Here is a 20,450-nt window from a genome sequence, read left to right on the forward strand (position 1 = left end):
ATTTGCCTTTTAGCCCAAGATACCCGGGTCTAGCGCACCGAGGGGCACTCCGACGGCTTACGCCGTTACGACCCCTTCGGCACGCTCCCCCTAATAACCCGCTTTGTCAGCAGTCTGAAGGGCACTGGAAACAGTGCCCCTAAACATTGGCGCTAGGTTTAATAACGAATACAGACCGATTTCGATTCGGTATAAGCATCCAGCCAGTCTGGGCCGAAATCGCGCCCGGTGCCCGATTGTTTGAAGCCACCAAACGGCATATTGGCGTCGATCAGCGTATGCGTGTTAACCCACACCGTGCCTGCCTGAATACGCGGCGTATAGGCCATTGCCGCCTGCAGGCTGGTGGTCCATAGGCTGGCGGTCAGACCATAATCGGTATCATTAGCTTTTTGTAACGCTTCTTCGGCATCTGCCACGCGGATCAGGTTAACCACCGGGCCGAAAACCTCTTCTCGCGTCAGGTTCAGACTATCGTCCGGGTTAATCACCAAAGTCGGGGGAATATAGAAACCCTGCGCATCCGGCCCAGCGGCACCGCTGATCAGCTCCGCGTGTTTGTTCCTGGCGTCGTCCAGATAGGCCGCCACCTTGTTACGATGATCCTGTGAAACCAGCGGGTTAATCTGTGCGCTGCCATCCATGCCCGGCCCGACAGACAGCGACTTCACCGCCTGTTCGAAACCGGCCACCAACCGATCGTAAATCGGTGCCTCGATATAAATACGTGAACTGGCGGCGCACACCTGCCCCTGATTGAGGAAACTGCCCGCCATCAGCCCTTCGATCACCTGTTGCAGATCGGCATCTTTCAGTACAATGGCCGGGTTTTTACCGCCCAACTCCAAGGTGACGCGGGTTAAGCGATCGGCCGCCGCGCGAGCGATGCTTTTGCCCACCGGCGTAGAGCCGGTAAAGCTGACTTTGGCGATCAGCGGGTGTTCGGTCAGCGCTTTACCGCACAGCGAACCTCTGCCGGTCACTACGTTGAAAACGCCGGGCGGTACGCCCGCTTCGCTGGCCAGTTCCGCCATGCGCAGCAGAGTCAGCGGGGTGGTTTCTGACGGTTTGATCACGATCGAACAACCGGCCGCCAGCGCGGGCATCACCTTCCACATCCCGATCAGCAGCGGGAAGTTCCACGGCACGATACCTGCCACCACGCCTATCGGCTCTTTGCGGGTGTAAACCTGATATTTGGCACCCGGCGGCATCGGAATGGAAACGTCCAGGGTTTGGCCAGTGATTTTGGTGGTCAACCCGGCGGTGTAGCGCATCCAGTTCAGGGTACAACCCACCTCGAACGCCCGGGAGATAGCGATCGATTTGCCCTGTTCCAGCGTTTCCAGTTGGGCCAGCTCTTCGGCATTCTGCTCCAGCAGATCGGCATAGCGCAGTAAAATACGTTCGCGCTCGGCAGGCAGGCGCTGCGCCCAAACTCCGCTGGTGAACGCCTGATGGGCTGAGGTGACCGCCAGCGCCACATCGGCGGCATTGGCATCGGCGGTGGATGAGATTTGCTTGCCATCGGCGGGGTTATAGACCGCCAGCCGCGCTTCCGCCTGGGCGGCTTGCCACTGGCCGTTGATATACAGGCCGTGTTGACGATCGAGAAAACGCACTACGCTATCCAGTATTGTTACGGAATTGTCAGGCATATGCCCTCCTTGTCATGCAAAAATAAGCTTATTGACGAGATGGTTACCCTTAAAAGTCTACAGCCTTACGCCCAATCTCGCTTGAATCTGCCTGACAGCGGGTTTGCGCTGCGTGACAGCGTGGCGTGCTGGCCAAAGTTGAAGTGGTTGCAACGCTGGCAAAACTCTTTCATGGCGGGCGGTGCGTCCATCATCGGTAATTTCACCTCGATAAAGGCCAGTCGATCTTGTCTTGATGCCTGCTCCAGCGCCATTTCCAACTGCTGGCCGGTCTCTACCGCCACGCAGAACGGCGCTGCCTGGCGATTCAGCACCGCTGGCAGTTTGGCGTAATCCCATGAACCGATATCGTTATAAGACGATGATTCACCAAGAATATAGCGCTCAATGGTGTAACCCTGGTTATTAATCAGGAAGATAATCGGCTTCAGATCGCAGCGCAGCAGGCTCGAAACCTCCTGTGCGGTAAGCTGGAATGAGCCATCACCAATAAACAGCAGGTGCCGGCGCGCAGGGGCCGCCATCAGCGTGCCGAGCAGCGCGGGCAGGGTATAGCCGATCGCCCCCCAAATGGGCTGATTCACTACCGTTATGCCGTCCGGCATGCGCATCGCCCCCATTGCTGCGCCAGAGGTGCCGTTTTCGACCACCAGAACATCATTCGCCTGAATAAAGTGGCTGATGCGTTGCCAGAAATAAGCCTGATCGAGCAGAGCATCGCTAGGCATCGCCAATGTTTGAGTGAGCTTTGGCAGCGGGGCTTGCGGTAGGGCGTTAGCTTCCTCAGCCAGTTCCAACAGCGTACGCAGCAAATCCGCTGCCGTTACCGCCGGATACGTGGTGTTATCCAGCCGCAGCGAGTAGGGCTGGATATCCACCATTGCCTGCGGGAGGATTTGTTGGCTGAAATAACCGGTGGTGGAGTCCACCAGGCGCACGCCAAAGCTGAGTACACAATCGGCCTGAGCCATCTTTTCGAACAGTTCAGGGGATGATAAATCGCCGCTGTAGCCACCTTGCCAGCCCGGCGTGCTCTCAGGGATCACACATTTTGCCGTGGGCATATTGGTCAATGGGATGGCGAACTTGTCGGCGACCGTAAGCACCAGCGGCTGTAGTTGAAAACGGTCAACCATCTGATCGATCAGGATCATCGGCCGCTGCGCCTGTTGAATGCGTTTGAGCAGTGCCACTGCCGCCAAGCGCAGAGTGTTGGCGTAGCTGTTGGGTAAGTGCAGAGAGAGAATACTGTTCACTTCAATTTTGACGTCGCAAATGTCGGAAGGCAACTGCAGGTAAACCGGCTTTTTCCGCTGCCAGGCAGTGGCGAGCACGCGAGGGATCTCGCTGGCCGCATTCTCCGGCGTAATCAGCGCCTGCGCCACGGTGAATTGCTTAAAGCAGTTCATCACGTTGTCAAAATTGCCGTCTGCCAACGAGTGATGCACCAGAGCATGGTTTTTCATGGCATACAGCGGCGGTGTACCCGCCAGGCAGACAACCGGGACCGATTCCGCGTAAGCACCGGCAATACCAGGCAGCGCGGCCAGATCGCCCACGCCGTAGGTGGTGATAAGCGCGCCAGCCCCGTTGAGGCGGGCATAGCCATCGGCGGCATAAGACGCATTCAGTTCGTTACAGTTACCGATAAATTTTATGTTGGTGTCATGCTCAATCAGTTCCAGCAGGGCCAAGTTGTAATCACCTGGCACGCCATAGATATGCTCTACATTCAGGGCTCGAAGCTGTTGCAGGAGGAATGCACCTATCGTTATTTTCATTACTGCTCCACATTCATATTAATTTGTTGTTACTTGAAGGAGCACAGCAGAGAGCTGCTGGCGATGTTGCTCCTTTAATCGTTGAATATGTAATTGGCTCAAGGCAGACGGAATATGCCTAGTCAGCATTAACAGTTGGTGAAAGTGGAAACTTGTTCAAGTTTTCTTGGTTTACTGGCTAATACCGTATCGTATGCGGGAATTTACGCCCTAAAAGGCTAAGGGATCATGGCTGAGAACAGCTGCGGGTATTTTTCTAAGACAGAGATTCCCAGAGAGTTGAAGCGAAATGCTATAGAAATGCCGCAGTCAGAGGGCGTTGAGAATAGTGGCAGGACTTTTCTTGGTATGCATCTATCCTGATTCGGTTATTTTAACCAAAAAAGATAAAATGAATTATTGATGATAAATCTGCTGAATAACCTCTTTGGCCCGTTTCATTGCCGCGGGTGGCAGAACTGCTTTACACTTCTGCGTGTTGGCGAGTAACCCTGATAGCCTGCCGTCTAGCGTGGTAGGATGCGTCGCATTGCGTACTGATGTGAGCGGGAGTTGTGGAAAGGATCACGTTATCTCTCGGCGCACTGTCAATATTTTGCCACGTCAGGAACTCAGGAAAAGCGCAGATTCAGGCAGTCCTAGACTGATAATGTAACCTTTTCTTTCAAAAAACGGTTAAATCCTTGCTATAACGCCTTAATATGCAAGCGTAACAAAAGAGAGTTTTCTGACATGCAAACCAATGAAAAATGAGTAGTTTAGCCATGTTCTCTTTGCGGGAAACTTACCCGGTGGCAGGTATAAACCAAACATCAACAAGTGGGTATAAATGGCATGGAGCCACGGTGATACGGCTTGATCTCGGCAGGGCGATCGGTAAAAATCCCCCGCTAATTTTTACAGGAGCTTTATGATGTGTTTTGAAAGGACTCTTTTGGCATCTTCGCTGGCGTTGTTATTTTCTGCACTGCCTTCTTATGCTGAGGTTGGTGCAGAAAGTAACAGTACGGCGACGGAGGAGCAGAACTGGTGGGAGCGTTTTAAGGGTAACGTTGCCGAAACCTGGACTGATTCGCCGAATAAAGAGCTCTATCTGCCGGCCATTACCTGGCATAACCGTTGGGCGTACGATCAGGAAAAGATCGATAGCTACAACGAACGTCCGTGGGGCGCGGGGTATGGTATTTCGCGCTTTGACGCAGACGGTGACTGGCACACTATCTACTTTATGGTGTTCAAGGATTCGTTCAACAAATGGGAGCCGATCGGCGGCTATGCCTATGAGAATATCTGGCGGCCGATTGAGGGCGAAGATTTTCGTCTTGGCCTGGGCTTTACCGCCAGCGTGACCGCGCGCGATAACTGGAACTATATTCCGCTCCCGGCCCCGCTGCCGATGGCCTCCATCGGTTATCAGCAACTTACCTTCCAGGCCACCTACATTCCAGGCACTTACAATAACGGCAACGTGTTCTTCGCCTGGCTGCGCTGGCAGTTCTGATAAGGGTTAGTACTCATTATCGTTGATCGGGTGATAGGATTCTGATCCTTCCCCCGATAATCTCAACGGTAGCGGCCCACCCTGATGATCCGCTACGGAGAGGGGCGCTGAGCGGAAGCTGCAACCGCTTGTGAGGTTTTTGACCTTCATAACATATTCACCAGCCGCATCCATTTTAACCGTGAAACTGCCAGCGGCGGGGATAAACACTTCAGCAGGCTGCCGTGGCGCCAAGGCATTCTCCAGTTTGACCAGCACGGCAAAAGCATTTTGCCGGTTATCCAGAGTGAACTCCCGCAGGGAACTGCCGGTTTGCCATTCCGGCTGATGCAGATAGCCAGCAACGGCGGGCCAGGGTTGCCCTTGATTATCGTGCAACGGCCCACCGCAATGTTCACGAGCCTCCCGCAAAGGAATTTCGCGCTGGATCAGGTAATGCTTTGGTGCAGCGAGCGCCGCCAGTTCTTCATGTTGCTGCGCGTACAGATGGCGTTTGGCGGCAAAAATGCCTGCGGCAATCAGCATGAAAAAGATCAGTATCGTCAGGCGATTTCTGAAGATCGGTGCGAGCAGCCTGCCTGGAAGTTGAAACAGCCAATTGGCGATTCTCAATAACATCATTCTCACTTAGCGCCCAATAGGTTACGCTTGCGGTGGCACTACTTTTCCAGTATAGCCAACATCTTGCCAGTGGTATTATTGTCACAGAGCGAATTTGAACCGCAGGTGGCACACTGCGGCGGATATCTCTATCACCTCAGGAGAATGATGATGAAAATAGCCCATGTCGCGATATGGACGCAGGATATTGAGGCGCAGGTTGCTTTTTGGCAACGTTATTTCAACGGTGTGGCGGGGGACGAGTATGTAAGTAAAAACCGCCCTGGTTTTGTTTCCCGCTTCGTTAAGCTGGCTGAAGGGCCAACGCTGGAGATCATGACCGTTCCCGGCCTGCTGCCGGGCAAACCAGGGGAGGAGCGTATCGGTTGGGCGCATATTGCCCTTTCATTGGGCAGTGAGGCGTTGGTGGACGAACTGGCGCAGCGGGCCAAACAGGACGGTATTTTGCAGGCGGCACCGCGCCGGACCGGCGATGGCTTCTATGAGGCGATTATTCGCGATCCTGACGGCAATGCCATCGAGATCACTGGCTGATTTATCTTTTAAAGAGCGGCCAACTGCTGCCGCATTGGCTTGCGTTTCAATGCGCTGGCCTACCACTACGCCATTTGCTGATATTTACGCTTCTTTACTGTGCAATTGATTGAAATATCAGCACTCCTGCAACATATAATGGAGCTTTCAACCAACAAGGAGGGTGTATGGGAATCAGCGAAGAAGAGTCGATCCGCCGCTTAACCCACGAGAAAAATGCCGTAGGGAATTCGGCGAAATGGGTGGCGATTGTTTCAGCCGTTTACTTTATTTTGATGGTGTTTTATGACCACCCTGCTGGGGTGCTGGCCATGTCTGGGGCCATTTTTATTGTCTCTGCCACTACCTGGTTGAAGAAACGCAAAAAGGTGAAGGCTTACCGCATAGCGCTGGCAAAAATCAGCGATAACGAAACGCCTTGAACCCCGAGAGAACTCAACCGATTCTTGGTGGGAGATAAAACCCTCCCCAGATGGAGAGGGCGGCAGGTCAGATGAAGGAATCATCGTTGTTGTAATCATTATCATCAGAAAAATCGTTATTCTGATAATCCGTGTTCAGGAACCCATTGTCGTTGCTTGTGAAGCGATCGTCGCCGTTGTTGAAGGTATCCAGATTGTTTGAAGCGTCAAAGTTACGCATCGTGTTGTCATCGACAGGCGTTTCGTTAATGATGTTGACGATCTCTTGCGGCTGCGAATGGCGGAACATACCGGTCAGCATATCGGCCAATACGACACCCCCCGCGACGCCAGCAGCGGTCTGCAAGGCTCCCCCGAGGAAACTACCGGCACGAGCCGGTGCGGCCTGCTGGGGTTGGGCATAATTCGGTTGCTGCGGTGCATACCCGTTCTGCGGCTGATTATTCCAGGCTGCACTGTTTTGCTGCTGCGCCTGATACTGTTCGCGCGGGCTGGGGGTGCTGCGGCTACCGCCGCCGAACAATCCTGCCAGGAATCCACCGCTGCTCTGTTGGCTGCTGGCGTTTTGCTGTAGTTGAGCCACCTGGCCTTCCAGCTCTTTTACCCGCTGATCCATCTGTTTCAGCGCCGCTTCCTGAATGATCATCGCCTGCGCCATATAGTAAGGGGCGGAAGGCTGCTCGCGAATATGCTGATTGATCTGCTGCTCCGCTTGAATATCCCTTTGGCCCGTTTTGGTCGCGGCTTCTTTCAGGCGGCTGAAAAGACCGTCAATAAGGCGTTGTTCTTCAGATTGCATAAGGTAACCTCAAGGAGATGAAAAGAGTCAATGTGATGTGTGTCACAGCTGTTAATTACCCTAGCGCGTTTACAGACGCTAATAAATAAATGGCAGGTAAACCTGTCTATGAATTTGTTACCTATTACGACAGCGGCATTAACATCACCAGCTTCAGCCCAGGGTGCTCGGCAGGATAGAAGGTGACCTGCTGATAATGCAGTGCGCCGAGTAATTGATGGGTAAAGGTACGCTCTCCTCCTTCGCGTGCCATGACGTCCTGCTGCTTCCACCAATGATGAAAGGATTCGCTGTTGTGCGTCATGTTGCGCACAAAGGCGCGTATCTCTTCGGTTCCCTGATGATGGCTGGTTTCAGCCCGGAATTCTGCTACCACGCGCCGAGCGCGATCTTCCCAATTGCTGACCAGTTGCTTTGCCTGAGGATGGAAGAACATAAAATGTAACAAGTTCGGGGTCTTGGCCTGTTCCAGCCAGCCGCTGAATAGCTTTTGCGCCTGCTGATTCCAGGCCACCATATTCCAGGTGAGATCCAGCAGATAACAAGGCACCGTCATTTGATGCACGCTTTCCAGCACGGCGGCGTTAACCGTTTCTTGCAACTGTTCCAACTCCGGGTCGGTGATGCGCGCCAGCGTAAACAGGTAGTGGCGTTCGGCATGGCCGAGCCGCAGCGCTTTAGCAATGCGCGCCAGCGTGTAGGGCGAAATGGATACCTCTCGCCCCTGTTCGATCCAGGTATACCAGGTTGCGCTGATGCCGCTGATTTGTGCCAGCTCCTCGCGGCGTAAGCCGCTGGTGCGCCGACGCGGGGCCGTGGGCAGGCCCAGCATTTCTGGTGTTACCCGTTCCCGGTGTGCGCGCAGAAAAGCCCCGAGGGCTTTTGGGCCGGATAGAGTGTCTGATTCCATAGGGTGGTACCTATTGATACTAGGATAAATGGTCATATTGTACCCGTATAGTAAGTTAATTATAGTCACTTCAGAACATCCATAACGGGGGTAGATATGAGCATCAGCGACAGCCATAAGAATGCGGTCGAACGTCAGTTCGGCGAACAGGCTCAGGCCTATTTGAGCAGTGCCGTACACGCACAGGGGAAAGATCTGCAACGCTTGGCGCGCCTGCTGGAAGGCAGCAGTGAAGCTCGGCTGCTTGATCTGGGATGCGGTGCCGGGCATGCCAGTTTTGTCGCCGCGGCAAAGGTAGCCCAGGTGGTGGCATACGATCTGTCCGCGCAGATGCTGGCAGTGGTTGGTAAAGCCGCCACGGAGAAAGGATTGGGGAATATTCAGGTACAACAAGGCGTGGCTGAATCGCTGCCGTTTGACGATGCCAGTTTTGATATAGCGATCAGCCGCTATTCGGCGCATCACTGGCACGACGTTGGCCGGGCACTGCGCGAGGTGAAGCGGGTACTGAAACCCGGTGGTCGAGCCATCTTTATGGATGTGATTTCGCCGGGCCATCCTTTGCTGGATATCCATTTGCAGACGGTAGAAGTGTTACGCGATACCTCACACGTGCGTAACTATTCGCCGGGTGAATGGCTGGCAATGTTTACTGAGGCTGGGTTAGTGGTGCGGGAAGTGACTTCGGATCGTCTGGATCTGGAGTTCAGCAGTTGGGTGGCGCGGATGCGTACCCCTGAACATTTTGTCACCGCGATTCGCGCCTTACAGGTCGGGGTAGCAGAGGATGTGCGGCAGCATTTCGCCATTCAGGCCGATGGTTCGTTTACCAGCGACATCATGATGTTTGAGGTTACAAAGGGGTAAATATGGCAGGGCAGCCAAGAGAGGGCTGCCCTGAAAATAGTACTTACTTTTTGTCTTCCAGCAGACAGCGGTAAATCAGCCCGCCAACAACGCCGCCAATCAATGGCACTAACCAGAATACCCACAGTTGCTGCAATGCCCAGGTGCCCTGGAAAATCGCCACGCCGGTGCTGCGCGCTGGGTTAACGGAGGTATTGGTGACCGGAATGCTGATTAAGTGAATCAGCGTCAATGCCAGGCCGATAGCCAGTGGTGCAAACCCTGCTGGTGCACGTTTATCTGTCGCACCATGAATAACGATCAGGAAGAATGCGGTTAGCACTAACTCAATAACGATAGCGGCCTGCAAAGAATAGCCGTTTGGTGAATGTTCACCGTAGCCATTGGAGGCAAAACCACCGCCGGTAGCGTCGAAACCGGTTTTACCGCTGGCGACTAAATAAAGCACCGCCGCTGCCGCAATACCACCGATAACCTGAGTAATAACATAGGGAACAACATCTTTTGCCGGGAAACGGCCACCGGCAAATAAGCCTAGGGTGACGGCCGGGTTAAAGTGCCCGCCAGAAATATGGCCGACGGCATAAGCCATGGTGACTACGGTGAGGCCAAACGCTAAAGCTACGCCGGTAAAACCAATACCCAGTTGTGGGAATGCGGCGGCTAATACTGCACTGCCACAACCACCGAACACCAACCAAAATGTGCCAAAAAATTCGGCAAAAAGTCGCTTTGACATAAATTGCATCCTGCAGGGAGAAAATGTATTAGCATCAGCACTAAAGACTATGCAACCTCTGTTTTTTATTACAGGGTTTATACCCAAAAATCGCAAGGAGCAGCCAACGATCAAAACCTGATGAACTTACTTAAGTAAGGGGTCGTGAACGTAGCCAGCCTCTCGGTGACTCAAAATGATGGATATAAGTAGTTGTGCCTGAGATGCCCTCAATTACGGCCAGTATTAAATCCCTATCTTTTTATTTTGTCTACATCAATGTATTGATTTTGAGAAAATACCTTTTTTCCACTGATGTTTTTACTTTTGTCTAGGTGATTTCCTTGGTTTTTGTCTGATAAATTCTTGGTTTTACGGCTTGTTACCTGACAAGTTCTTGATTTTATTTCTTGTGGTCTATGTTTTTAAATTTAATTATTTCAATCAGTGATACTTGGTGGGTGATAAGCGTTATTTATTACTATTACTCATATTAATATATTAACCATACTGAAAATTGCAGATGTTTTGACTGTGCAAGCTCATTTTTCATCTCTGTGATGTACTGGCAGCGGCGTTTGCCACGCGAAATACGTTCTTATTCGGCAACTACCCGCCATAGCCAGACGTTTAAACGGTACGTTTGCCAATCTGGGCCAAGTAGTATGATGCAGTATCGGTATCAACGGTAAGTAAAATTTGTTAAAAATGAAGGCACTTGCCCCACTCGAGTAAATATAATTTTTATTTCTATCAAATAGGGCATAAAATTAATCTAAAAATGGAGTTCAGTATTGTTCAGGAAATAAATATTCTTATCTTCTCCTTGTTTTACTCACAATGATTGAGTTTCTTTACATTGGATGACGTCCGTTTTCACTGGTTGCCCGATAATCAACACCACTGAGAACGAGTTAACAAGCAAAATAACGGAGTCAATCATGAAACTATTACCTTGCATCGCTGCCGTACTGATCGCCACTGCTTCATTCTCCACTCTGGCAGCGGATATGTCCGTTAAACAGGTCGGCAATACCCAGGCCAGCACCATGCAGAGCATGGGGGTGGTCTCGGTCTCTGGCATCAGTGGTTCACCCGAGGATGCGATCCACGCGTTGAAACAGAAAGCGATGAAAGACGGCGCAACACATTATCGTATCATTGGTCTGGATAACCCAGGTGATTCCAGCGATTGGCGTGGTAATGCGGAAATCTATCGTTAATTTATTAACGGTAATAGATTTATCATCTGCTCATAAAGTTCGGCTAATATAATAGACGGCTGTGGATAATAATCTGACCAATAATGCTATGGTTATTGATTGATTATTACCGCAGCTTTTTTTGTCCGCCCGTCGCCGTTGGTTGCATTTTATTACAACTGTCTCTGTGCTTTTAGCTATTCTGTTAATGAAACCTTAATGATTTCAGTCCAGATTAGGGGGATTCAACCAAAGGATACCTCAATGTTACATGCGACACGGATGCAACTGAAAAACCATTTATCTTATCTTCAGCAATTTATGGCGTCCCCCCGTACGGTAGGCTCGCTGGCACCTTCTTCCCCTTGGTTATGCCAGGCGATGCTGAATCAGATTGATTGGTCGCAGGCTTTGTCGATTGCTGAACTGGGTGCTGCAAACGGTGTGCTGACCAAACGTATTCTGAGGCACATGCGTGCCGATGCACAACTGGAGTCCTATGAAATCAAACCCAGTTTTGTACGCCGCTTACGGCTGATTGATGACGAACGTCTACGGGTGATGGCCTGCTCGGCAGAAAACTTGGGGCGCAATTATGATGTGATCTTTTCCTGCCTGCCATTGTTGTCGCTCCCGCTAAAGGTCAGCGTACGTATTTTGCAGCAGGCGCAGCAGGATTTGCGGGCCAGTAACGGCACGCTGGTGCTGTTCCAATACAGCCATTTGTCAGAAAAGCTGCTTTCGCGCTATTTTCATTGGAAAAAGCAGCTTGAAATACGCAACTTTCCGCCCGCGTTGGTGTATGTCTGCACGCCTCGTTAATCAGAGCATCACCACCGCATTGCCGGCTGCGGTTATACCTGTCATCTAGCGGTTACTTGAGTTGTGTAGGGTTTTACTGACTGTACCCTTCATACTTCAAGTTGCATGTGCGTTGGCTTTCCTCGCTCACCCCAGTCACTTACTTGAGTAAGCTCCTGGGGATTCACTGCGTCGCCGCCTTCCTGCAACTCGAATTATTTTGGGTATATAACAATAAGTTCCTGCTACCGGGAAAATCTGCTTAAATAGCGCGCTCTGAACCAACAGGATGAACAATTGCGGGTCATGTTGGCGCAGGAAGCGCTGCGCTATAGCATTTACACTGTCGTAAAGATTGAAATACAGTGTGGGGGCGGTATGATGCAGCAGCCATCGTTCGATCTGCCTGCCAGATATTCTGCTGGCAAACCAACGCATTCAAGTTACCGCATAAGGGACAACCCGTAATGACACAAACCATTTTTATGGTAGGCGCGCGCGGAGCCGGTAAGACCACGGTGGGTAGCGCGTTGGCGCAGGCCTTGGGTTATCAGTTCATTGATACCGATCTGTTTATGCAGCAGGCCGCGCACATGAGCGTGGCGGAAATGGTGGCGCAAGAGGGCTGGTTAGGGTTCCGCCGCCGTGAAACTCTGGCTTTGCAACAGGTGACTCAGCCGTCAACCTTGGTTGCCACGGGGGGCGGTGCGATCCTGGCGGAAGAAAATCGCCGGTTTATGCGCCAGCATGGTACGGTGATTTACCTGCGCGCACCTGCCAGCGTGTTAGCTCGGCGGCTGGAAGAATACCCGGAAGATGCTCAGCGCCCGACATTGACTGGCCGCCCCATCGCTGAAGAAATGCTGGAAGTGCTGGCAGCGCGCGAAGCGCTGTATCAGGAAGCCGCCCATTATGTGATGGACGGAACCCTTCCTCCTGCGCAGGTGGTTGAACAAATCCTCGCGGTCTTGCAGTGTGAAACGGTGAAATAGATCCCCTCAGGGGCACATCTTCTGGTGCTCCGTTCTCTACCATGGCCCTATTTACTGAGGTAAAAAGTGAAGGGTTAACGTGCTCCTCTCATTCATGCTCATCATTCTTCGTTAGCCATAAAGAGTTAACCTTCGATATTAATAGCCTGTTTGATCATTCTTGGTGGAATTATCTTTATTAGCATTTTGTGCTGGGATTTATATTCCATAACGGACATCCACAAGCTTTCATCAGCAATAACTCTGCGATCTGTGCTGTGTTTTATTTATCGAAGCATTATTTTCTGCAATGGGTTGCGCATATAAAAAATAAACTGCTTGACGATAAGTGGTACGGGTTTTAGTTTCTAAATATTGATTAGGAACTGAGTTCCATATAGTGGAATAAGGCGTGCTATGACCACCTTAGAAAATGCCTCGGCGGTGTTAAAGTTATTTTCTCAGCGGTGTATGACCTATGGTCAGCCGGGGATTTCGTTCAGCGATGTGGTCGAGCAGCTTGGCTTGCCGAAAAGCACGGTTTCGCGCCTGTTACAAACCATGGAAAGCCAGGGGATGCTGGAGCGAGATCCGGTAAGCCGCTTGTATAAGATCGGGCATTTACTGCTTTCGGTGTCCAGCCATTATCTGTCAACGCCGCTGGTGGAAAGTGCGACGGTGCTGATGGCACAGCTCAACCAACTGACCTTCTGCACGGGCTATATTGCGATGATGGAAGGGAGTGAAAGCCGGGTGATGCGTACCTTCCCTGGGCGTCACTTTTTGCAGGTGGTCACACCGGTTGGTGTTTGTTCACCGGCAGCCGGAACCTCTGTAGGCCGGGCGATGCTGGCGCGGGAAAGTGATGAGCAGGTGCGTGAGCGCTTTGCGGCAGGTTATCAGGCCGCTTCTCACAACTCACCGCAAACGCTGGACGCGTTGCTGCAAAAACTGGCACAAGTCAGGCAGCAGGGCTGGTCGTTGGCGCGTAACGAAACGCTGCCGGGGATCAGTTCACTGGCAACGTCGGTAACCAATAAACACCGCAGTGAGACGGTGGGGTTATGTTTATCTTTTCCCTCTCAAACCGACGAGCAACCTTACTCGCCTCAGGTTCTTGAGGCATTAATGGCGGTTTCCCGGCAGTTGGCAGAAAGGCTTGGTGATGAGTATTGGCAGCAGATTGTTTAGGAATCCCCTTCACCGAGAAAACAGCGTTACGGCTTAATTAATTGGAATGCTAACACCAGGGGCATTTGCTGACGGTTTAATTACCGGGCGGCAATTAATCAGGCTAAGGCAGGTAATAAATCATTTCACTGTAAGTTCCAAATAATGGAACTGCGGCGGCAGTTTATGCCCGAAATATTATTTTCGCCAAACAACAGGGATATTCAGGGACACTGTTTATGAAACCAGAGAAAGCCATTAATCCGTTAAAAGACATCGGCACGCTGTTGGTGATGGTCGTGCTGTCCATCATCGGTGCCATTATCGGGGTGCAACTGATCACGACTTTGGGCGTAACGCCCAATACCTCGATCATCGGTGCGCTGTTTGCCATGTTGCTGGCGCGTATTCCATTGCAGATGTTCCAGCGTTACCGCTCAATACACACGCAGAACCTGGCGCAGACGGTGATCTCTTCTGCCACCTTCGGCGCGGCCAACAGCCTGCTGATGCCGATTGCCGTTCCTTACGTGATGGGGCAACCCCAACTGATCATGCCGATGTTTTGCGGCGTGGCGGCTGCGATGCTGCTGGATGCCTATCTGCTGTATCGCCTGTTTGATACCAAAGTGTTTCCCGCCGCCAATGCCTGGCCACCGGGCGTGGCGGCCGCAGAGGCCATCAAGGCTGGCGATCGGGGCGGCAAACAGGCATGGCTGCTGGTGGTGGGCGTGGTCGTCGGGGTTGCCGGTTCGATGCTCAAGATCCCGATGGCGGCCTTTGGTACCGCATTTATCGGCAACATCTGGGCGCTGAGCATGTTCGGCATTGGTCTATTGCTGCGAGCCTACGGCCAGCCGCTGACCGGGGTGGATCTCAACGCGCAGTATATTCCACACGGAGTGATGGTGGGGGCCGGGTTGGTGGCGCTGATTCAGGTGGTCCAGGTGATCCGCAACAAGCATGCGGATACCATCTCCACCCATACGCAGCCTGACAGCGAGGTGCGTAAAGCGCTTGGATTGGGAGCGGTGGGCTATGTGGCGATCGCCGCAATGTTGGCGCTGGCAGGGGGGCTGTACAGCGAAATGTCGCTGACCATGCTGCTGCTGTTTGTGATTTATGCCGCTTTTGCCGCCTTTGTGCATGAGTTGATCGTCGGTATCGCGGCGATGCATTCCGGTTGGTTCCCGGCCTTTGCCGTGGCGCTGATCACTCTGATTATCGGTATTTTGATCGGCTTCCCGCCGTTGGCGCTGTGTATTCTCACCGGTTTCACCGCCGCGACTGGCCCAGCGTTTGCCGATATGGGCTTTGACCTGAAAGCGGGCTTTATCCTGCGTGGTTACGGTAAGGACTTGCAGCAGGAACTGCTGGGGCGCCGCATTCAGTTGATTGCCGCGATGATTGCTTTTGTGATTGCCATTCCGGTGGTTTATTTCTCTTACAGCAGTTATTTCCTACAGGAACTGGTCCCACCGGTGGCGCGTGTGTATGCCAAAACCATCGAAGCTGGTGCGCAGCCGGGCATCGCCTTCAGCCTGCTGATTTGGGCTATTCCGGGGGCCATCGTGCAGTTTATCGGCGGGCCAAAACGCCAGTTGGGTGTGTTGCTGGCAACCGGTTTGCTGATCAACAACCCATTGGCCGGTTGGGCGGTGGTGGTGGGTATTACGCTGCGTATTCTGATCATCAAGCGTTGGGGCGATAAAGGCCGTACCCCGATGGAGATTATGGCGGCCGGGTTTATTGCCGGTGACGCGTTGTACAACTTCTTTAATTCGATTTTTTCCAGCAAAGGGAAATAACGCTGGGCGCATTGATACACAAAATTTGCGAGGTATAGAACATGAGTTTGCAACAAACGCTGCAGGTTTTTGAGTTAATCGACAACGCACACGTCAGCGGCCAGGACATTGTTGATTTATTCGCGCCATATCCGGCGGTTAAGGCCAGCACCCAGCGCGCCAGCGGGGCAAAAGGGTCGACGGATTTTGTCCGTATTGAGATTGTGGGTAACGCGGGCAAAAGCGTAGGCGGTAGTGCTCCGACGCTGGGGATCATTGGGCGGTTGGGGGGCATTGGTGCGCGCCCGACGCGTATTGGGCTGGTCTCTGATGGTGATGGTGCCATTGCGGCGATCGCCTGTGCCCTGAAATTGGCAGAAATGCAGCGCAAAGGCGATGTGCTGCCGGGGGACGTGATCGTTACCACCCATATTTGCCCGAATGCGCCAACGCGCCCGCACGATCCGGTGGATTTTATGGATTCACCGATCGATGACGTCACGATGAATGACCATGAAGTGGTGCCGGAAGCGGATGCCATTTTGTCGATCGATACCACCAAAGGTAACAGGATCATCAATCACAAAGGCTATGCGCTGTCGCCGACGGTGAAAGAGGGGTACATCCTGCGGGTGGCGGAAGACCTGCTGCGTATTATGGAGATGACCAGCGGCCGCGCGGCGGTGACGTTTCCGATCACCATGCAGGACATCACGCCCTATGGTAATGGTGTGCACCATCTCAACAGTATTTTGCAGCCCTCAACCGCCACCACGGCGCCGGTGGTGGGCGTGGCGATCTGCACGGAGTCGGTGGTGCCGGGTTGTGGCACCGGGGCCAGCCATGAAACGGACATCGCGTTAACGGTGAAATTTGCCGTGGAAGTGGCGAAAGAGTTCGGGCGCGGTACCTGTAGTTTCTATGATGCCGCAGAGTATGCTCAACTGCTGGCGCTCTATGGCAGTATGAGCCATCTGCAACGGCGGCAATAACCGCATTATCTGAACCTGTTAATTTTTCTTTTAGACTTGTTAATCGTTTGGGGCCTTTTGGCCCCGTTTTTTATTCTGCACGGATGTTCTGACCAGCCAGGAAAAAACGCTGCAACCTTCCCGTGCGCCGTGATCGCATTTCGTGTGAAAAACCAGTGACAGATCAGGCTCAATCCCCCAATATGGAACTCCACTAAGATGATAATGCGGGGGCCAGTCTATGCTGAAAGTGAACGAGTATTTTGGCGGAAAAGTGAAGTCTATCGGTTTCGATAGTAGCAGCATCGGTCTTACCAGCATCGGTGTGATGGAGGAGGGGCAGTACACCTTCAGCACCGCACAACCGGAGGAAATGACGGTGATCACCGGGGCATTGAAAGTGCTGCTGCCGGGCGCACCAGACTGGCAGGTCTTTACGCCAGGCGAAAAATTCTTCGTGCCGGGGCACAGTGAGTTCAACCTACAGGTTGCTGATGCAACCGCATACCTTTGCCGTTATCTGAGTAAATAATTTACCGCCGGGGTGCAACCGTTGCATCCCGGCGGCTTTGCTACGTTTATCGCTGCGCTTCGCCACCCAAGGCTTCAATGGTATTGCTGATCAACGCTGCCAGTTCGCTGGTCATCAGGATGAAATCGGCATCGAAACGCTGAGCGAAATCTTCACGATCGATATCATCGTTCTGCTCGCGTAATACATCGGCAAACTTCAGGCGCTTGAGAGAGCCATCGTCGGCCAGCACCAGTTGGATCCGTTCCTGCCAGTCTACCGCCAGTTTGGTCACCAGCTTGCCCGCTTCAATATGCACGGCGATCTCATCGCTGATCAGGTTCTGTTTTTTGCAGCGGATCACGCCGCCGTCTTCCAGAATGGCTTTCAGTTCGGCTTCATCCTGAATGATAAAACCGGCTGGCAGTTCACCGGAGCGCACCCATTCGGTCAGCGTCAGCTCGATCGGGCTTTCCATGGTCAGCGGCACCACCGGCAGCGAACCCAGGCTTTTGCGCAGCAGTGCCAGGGTATCTTCGGCGCGTTTGGCGCTGGCGGCATCGACCATGATCAAACCGTTGACGGTGTCGATCCACATAAACGTCTGGTTAAAACGGCTGAAGGCACGCGGCAACAGGCTGTGCAGCACTTCATCTTTCAGCGAGTCTTTTTCGGTTTTTTTCAGCTTGCGGTGCTGCTCGCCTTCCAGCTTATCGATCTTCGTCTGTAGCTCCTGCTTCAGCACCGGAGAGGGCAGGATCTTCTCTTCTTTACGGGCGCAGATCATGATTTGGCCGTTAACGGCGTGCGTCAGTGCGTCGCTGCGAGAGCCCATTGGCGAGACCCAGCCGGTTTTCGCCATATCCTGGCTGCCACACGGGGTGAACGCAAAGGCGCTGAGCTGTTTTTCCATTTCATCCGCGTTTAGCGCAACGTCGCGGCTCAAACGGTAAACCATCAAATTCTTAAACCACAGCATAGTGTTATCCCTGGCTGGGCGTGCATTTGTACCCCGAATTTCTCTTGCGGGTCGCACGCAGATTCGTCAAAAGCAGGGCGGCATGATAACGAATTGACGCTGAAAAAGCGCCTTATTCCCGCCGATTTGCGTCGGCTCCCGCGTTTCTGTGGCGCGTTTTCTGCAACGCTAACAGTGAGTAAAAGATTTTTTATCTGGGTTACATTAGGCTGTATATCCGTTGTTGTGGTGCGTTGAGGAGAAAAATCGTGCGCATTGGTATTGATCTGGGTGGCACAAAAGTTGAAGTGATCGCGTTAGCCAATGACGGGCGGGAGCTGTTCCGCCACCGTATTGCCACGCCGCGTCATGACTATCAGCAGACGTTGCAGGCAATTGTGGGGCTGGTGAGGTTGGCGGAAGAGCAAACCGGTCAGCAAGGTTCGGTTGGCGTCGGTATTCCCGGTACGCTGTCGCCTTTTACCGGGCTGGTGAAGAACGCTAACTCAACTTGGCTGAACAGCCAACCGCTGGATAAACATCTTTCTGCCATGCTGGCGCGTGAAGTACGGCTGGCGAACGATGCTAACTGCTTGGCGGTGTCAGAAGCCACCGACGGTGCCGGGGCGGGTAGCCAAACGGTGTTTGCGGTAATCGTCGGCACCGGTTGCGGCGCAGGCGTGGCGATTAACGGCCAGGTACACGCCGGGGGGAACGGTATTTCTGGCGAATGGGGCCATAATCCGCTGCCCTGGCTGGATGATGACGAACTGCGCTTTCGCGCCGAAGTGCCCTGCTACTGTGGTAAACAGGGGTGCATTGAAACCTTTATCTCCGGCACCGGCTTTGCCACCGACTATGCGCGGCTGAGCGGGACTGCACTGAAAGGGGATGAGATCATGGCGCTGGTGCAGCAGCAGGATGCCACCGCTGAACGGGCGATTGCGCGCTACGAACTGCGGCTGGCGAAGTCTTTGGCGCATGTAATCAATCTGTTTGATCCCGATGTGATCGTCCTTGGCGGCGGTATGAGTAACGTGGATCGCCTGTACCAGAACGTGCCGCGGTTGGTGAAGCCTTGGGTGTTCGGCGGCGAATGCGAAACCCCGATCCGCAAAGCGATCCACGGCGATTCCAGCGGCGTGCGCGGTGCGGCATGGCTGTGGCCGCAGTGATTACTTTCGCCAAGGGCTGAGGGCAACCTCACTTCTTGGCGATGTAATTCCCCTCGCTTTCGCTGCGCACCCGTTCAATGTGGATGGTCAGAAACATCATCTCTTCACGGGTCAATTGGTGCTGATAGTGCTTTTCAATGTGCTGGTTGATTTTGCCAGCACAGGCGAAGGATTCGTGATATTTGTCCTTCACTACCTGATACAGCGAGTCATCGTCGCTGTCGACGTAGTTTTTCCCCAGCAGGCGCTGGGCGAAGAATTTCAAATGGGTGACGAAGCGGTGATAGCTGAGCGCCTCTTCATTGTAATCAAAGCGGAAATGGTATTTGACGATATTCAGGATCTCCTGCATCACGCGGGTAATATGCAGGGTGTTGTGCATCTCGTCATTAAGCTGGGCGTTGACTAAGTGCAGGGCAATAAATCCGGCTTCATCTTCCGGTAGCTGAGTTTCCAGGCGCTGGGCGATGATTGTTAACGCCTCCAGCCCAAGGGCAAACTCGTTCGGATAGAGCTTTTTGATCTCCCACAGCAGCACATTCTTGATATCCAACCCCTGTGCATGGCGCTGCAACGCGAAGTGAATATGGTCGGTCAGCGTGATGTAGACGATGTTGTGCAGTTTCCCCGGCAGCTTTTGGCGGGCGAGGGTGATAATGCGATCGGCGGTGGTAATGCAGGCCAGCGGTATTTCCGCCAGCAGCTCTTTGTAACGCTCGCTCATCTCGCCGCTGTTGAGGGTAAACACCTTCTCGATCAGGCTTTCATCGATGCTATCACCGGCTTTCTTTTTAAAGCCAATGCCACGCCCCATGACCACCGTTTCTTCCTGATGGTCATTCAGCGTAATCACTACGTTATTATTGAGTATTTTAGCGATTTTCATGGCTATTCCTGGCTTTTCCAGCCCGCTGAAAACGAAAAAACCCGACACCCAGGAGCGATCCCGAAGGTCAGGTTTTGCCTGTATTCACAGTGACAATCCTTTTATCCCCGTCATGCATTAAGCCCTGCTGCCACTCGAATGATTCCGGGTAATTCTGCTGCATGATAACCATTGCCTGCCGTGGCTCAACGCTTTTCGCCTTGTACT

Annotated in this window: 20 protein-coding genes; 12 read left to right on the forward strand and 8 right to left on the reverse strand. The window is 52.8% G+C overall.

Features of this window, described 5'->3' with window-relative positions:
* Nucleotides 1-158 precede the first annotated feature (158 nt).
* Together AC2A1E_RS17080 and AC2A1E_RS17085 are read right to left on the reverse strand one after the other, a co-directional pair.
* Nucleotides 159-1,658 carry an aldehyde dehydrogenase family protein gene (locus tag AC2A1E_RS17080; RefSeq protein ID WP_484384741.1) on the reverse strand — a complete coding sequence of 500 codons (1,500 nt, stop codon included), beginning with the start codon at nucleotides 1,656-1,658 and terminating at the stop codon, nucleotides 159-161.
* Between the two features lie 65 nt (nucleotides 1,659-1,723).
* The gene (locus AC2A1E_RS17085) at nucleotides 1,724-3,439 is read right to left on the reverse strand and encodes an alpha-keto acid decarboxylase family protein (protein ID WP_484384742.1); all 1,716 of its coding nucleotides are present in this window, start codon (nucleotides 3,437-3,439) and stop codon (nucleotides 1,724-1,726) included.
* Nucleotides 3,440-4,349: 910 nt separating this feature from the next.
* On the opposite strand from AC2A1E_RS17085, the gene pagP reads away from it, so the two are divergent.
* Nucleotides 4,350-4,940, forward strand: a complete 591-nt coding sequence (gene pagP / locus AC2A1E_RS17090) for a lipid IV(A) palmitoyltransferase PagP (RefSeq protein ID WP_484384743.1) — start codon at nucleotides 4,350-4,352, stop codon at nucleotides 4,938-4,940.
* 6 nt (nucleotides 4,941-4,946) lie between these two features.
* Here the strand turns inward: pagP and AC2A1E_RS17095 are convergent, their stop codons facing one another.
* Entirely contained in the window at nucleotides 4,947-5,558 is a 612-nt protein-coding gene (locus AC2A1E_RS17095) for a hypothetical protein (RefSeq protein ID WP_484384775.1), read from the reverse strand.
* A gap of 153 nt (nucleotides 5,559-5,711) precedes the next feature.
* On the opposite strand from AC2A1E_RS17095, the gene AC2A1E_RS17100 reads away from it, so the two are divergent.
* Together AC2A1E_RS17100 and AC2A1E_RS17105 are read left to right on the forward strand one after the other, a co-directional pair.
* Complete coding sequence (locus tag AC2A1E_RS17100; RefSeq protein ID WP_484384776.1) at nucleotides 5,712-6,095, forward strand: VOC family protein; 384 nt, start codon at nucleotides 5,712-5,714, stop codon at nucleotides 6,093-6,095.
* A 167-nt stretch (nucleotides 6,096-6,262) separates the two neighbouring features.
* Nucleotides 6,263-6,517, forward strand: coding sequence for an ABC transporter ATP-binding protein (locus AC2A1E_RS17105; RefSeq protein WP_484384744.1), 255 nt, complete (start codon nucleotides 6,263-6,265; stop codon nucleotides 6,515-6,517).
* Between the two features lie 67 nt (nucleotides 6,518-6,584).
* On the opposite strand, the gene AC2A1E_RS17110 is transcribed toward AC2A1E_RS17105, so the two are convergent.
* On the reverse strand, nucleotides 6,585-7,316 hold the full coding sequence (locus tag AC2A1E_RS17110) for a DUF2076 domain-containing protein (protein ID WP_484384745.1): 732 nt from the start codon (nucleotides 7,314-7,316) through the stop codon (nucleotides 6,585-6,587).
* Between the two features lie 124 nt (nucleotides 7,317-7,440).
* Complete coding sequence (locus tag AC2A1E_RS17115; RefSeq protein WP_484384746.1) at nucleotides 7,441-8,226, reverse strand: helix-turn-helix transcriptional regulator; 786 nt, start codon at nucleotides 8,224-8,226, stop codon at nucleotides 7,441-7,443.
* A gap of 96 nt (nucleotides 8,227-8,322) precedes the next feature.
* On the opposite strand from AC2A1E_RS17115, the gene AC2A1E_RS17120 reads away from it, so the two are divergent.
* Nucleotides 8,323-9,093: a class I SAM-dependent methyltransferase gene (locus AC2A1E_RS17120; protein ID WP_484384747.1), complete on the forward strand. Its 771-nt coding sequence runs from the start codon at nucleotides 8,323-8,325 to the stop codon at nucleotides 9,091-9,093.
* Nucleotides 9,094-9,136: 43 nt separating this feature from the next.
* On the opposite strand, the gene aqpZ is transcribed toward AC2A1E_RS17120, so the two are convergent.
* On the reverse strand, nucleotides 9,137-9,832 hold the full coding sequence (gene aqpZ, locus AC2A1E_RS17125; protein WP_484384748.1) for an aquaporin Z: 696 nt from the start codon (nucleotides 9,830-9,832) through the stop codon (nucleotides 9,137-9,139).
* A 920-nt stretch (nucleotides 9,833-10,752) separates the two neighbouring features.
* Between aqpZ and AC2A1E_RS17130 the strand changes: the two genes are divergently transcribed.
* From AC2A1E_RS17130 to ppnP, 7 genes are all read left to right on the forward strand, one after another.
* Nucleotides 10,753-11,034, forward strand: coding sequence for a YdgH/BhsA/McbA family protein (locus AC2A1E_RS17130; RefSeq protein ID WP_484384749.1), 282 nt, complete (start codon nucleotides 10,753-10,755; stop codon nucleotides 11,032-11,034).
* 243 nt (nucleotides 11,035-11,277) lie between these two features.
* Nucleotides 11,278-11,835, forward strand: a complete 558-nt coding sequence (locus tag AC2A1E_RS17135) for a class I SAM-dependent methyltransferase (RefSeq protein ID WP_484384750.1) — start codon at nucleotides 11,278-11,280, stop codon at nucleotides 11,833-11,835.
* A 446-nt stretch (nucleotides 11,836-12,281) separates the two neighbouring features.
* Nucleotides 12,282-12,806 carry a shikimate kinase AroL gene (gene aroL, locus AC2A1E_RS17140; protein WP_484384751.1) on the forward strand — a complete coding sequence of 175 codons (525 nt, stop codon included), beginning with the start codon at nucleotides 12,282-12,284 and terminating at the stop codon, nucleotides 12,804-12,806.
* A 396-nt stretch (nucleotides 12,807-13,202) separates the two neighbouring features.
* On the forward strand, nucleotides 13,203-13,976 hold the full coding sequence (locus AC2A1E_RS17145) for an IclR family transcriptional regulator (protein ID WP_484384752.1): 774 nt from the start codon (nucleotides 13,203-13,205) through the stop codon (nucleotides 13,974-13,976).
* Between the two features lie 218 nt (nucleotides 13,977-14,194).
* Nucleotides 14,195-15,763: an OPT/YSL family transporter gene (locus AC2A1E_RS17150; RefSeq protein ID WP_484384753.1), complete on the forward strand. Its 1,569-nt coding sequence runs from the start codon at nucleotides 14,195-14,197 to the stop codon at nucleotides 15,761-15,763.
* A gap of 41 nt (nucleotides 15,764-15,804) precedes the next feature.
* Nucleotides 15,805-16,734 carry a DUF1177 domain-containing protein gene (locus tag AC2A1E_RS17155; RefSeq protein ID WP_484384754.1) on the forward strand — a complete coding sequence of 310 codons (930 nt, stop codon included), beginning with the start codon at nucleotides 15,805-15,807 and terminating at the stop codon, nucleotides 16,732-16,734.
* A gap of 220 nt (nucleotides 16,735-16,954) precedes the next feature.
* A complete protein-coding gene (gene ppnP, locus AC2A1E_RS17160) occupies nucleotides 16,955-17,245 on the forward strand; it encodes a pyrimidine/purine nucleoside phosphorylase (RefSeq protein WP_459399682.1) in 291 nt (96 codons plus the stop codon).
* A 46-nt stretch (nucleotides 17,246-17,291) separates the two neighbouring features.
* Here ppnP and rdgC read toward each other — a convergent pair whose 3' ends face one another.
* A complete protein-coding gene (gene rdgC, locus AC2A1E_RS17165; RefSeq protein ID WP_459399681.1) occupies nucleotides 17,292-18,203 on the reverse strand; it encodes a recombination-associated protein RdgC in 912 nt (303 codons plus the stop codon).
* A gap of 248 nt (nucleotides 18,204-18,451) precedes the next feature.
* On the opposite strand from rdgC, the gene mak reads away from it, so the two are divergent.
* Entirely contained in the window at nucleotides 18,452-19,357 is a 906-nt protein-coding gene (gene mak, locus AC2A1E_RS17170) for a fructokinase (protein WP_484384755.1), read from the forward strand.
* Between the two features lie 28 nt (nucleotides 19,358-19,385).
* Here mak and licT read toward each other — a convergent pair whose 3' ends face one another.
* Nucleotides 19,386-20,243 (reverse strand): BglG family transcription antiterminator LicT, encoded by an 858-nt coding sequence (gene licT / locus AC2A1E_RS17175; RefSeq protein WP_484384756.1) that lies wholly within the window; start codon nucleotides 20,241-20,243, stop codon nucleotides 19,386-19,388.
* Nucleotides 20,244-20,450: the final 207 nt, after the last annotated feature.

Source organism: Serratia sp. HNCC26DJ206 (assembly GCF_057180605.1).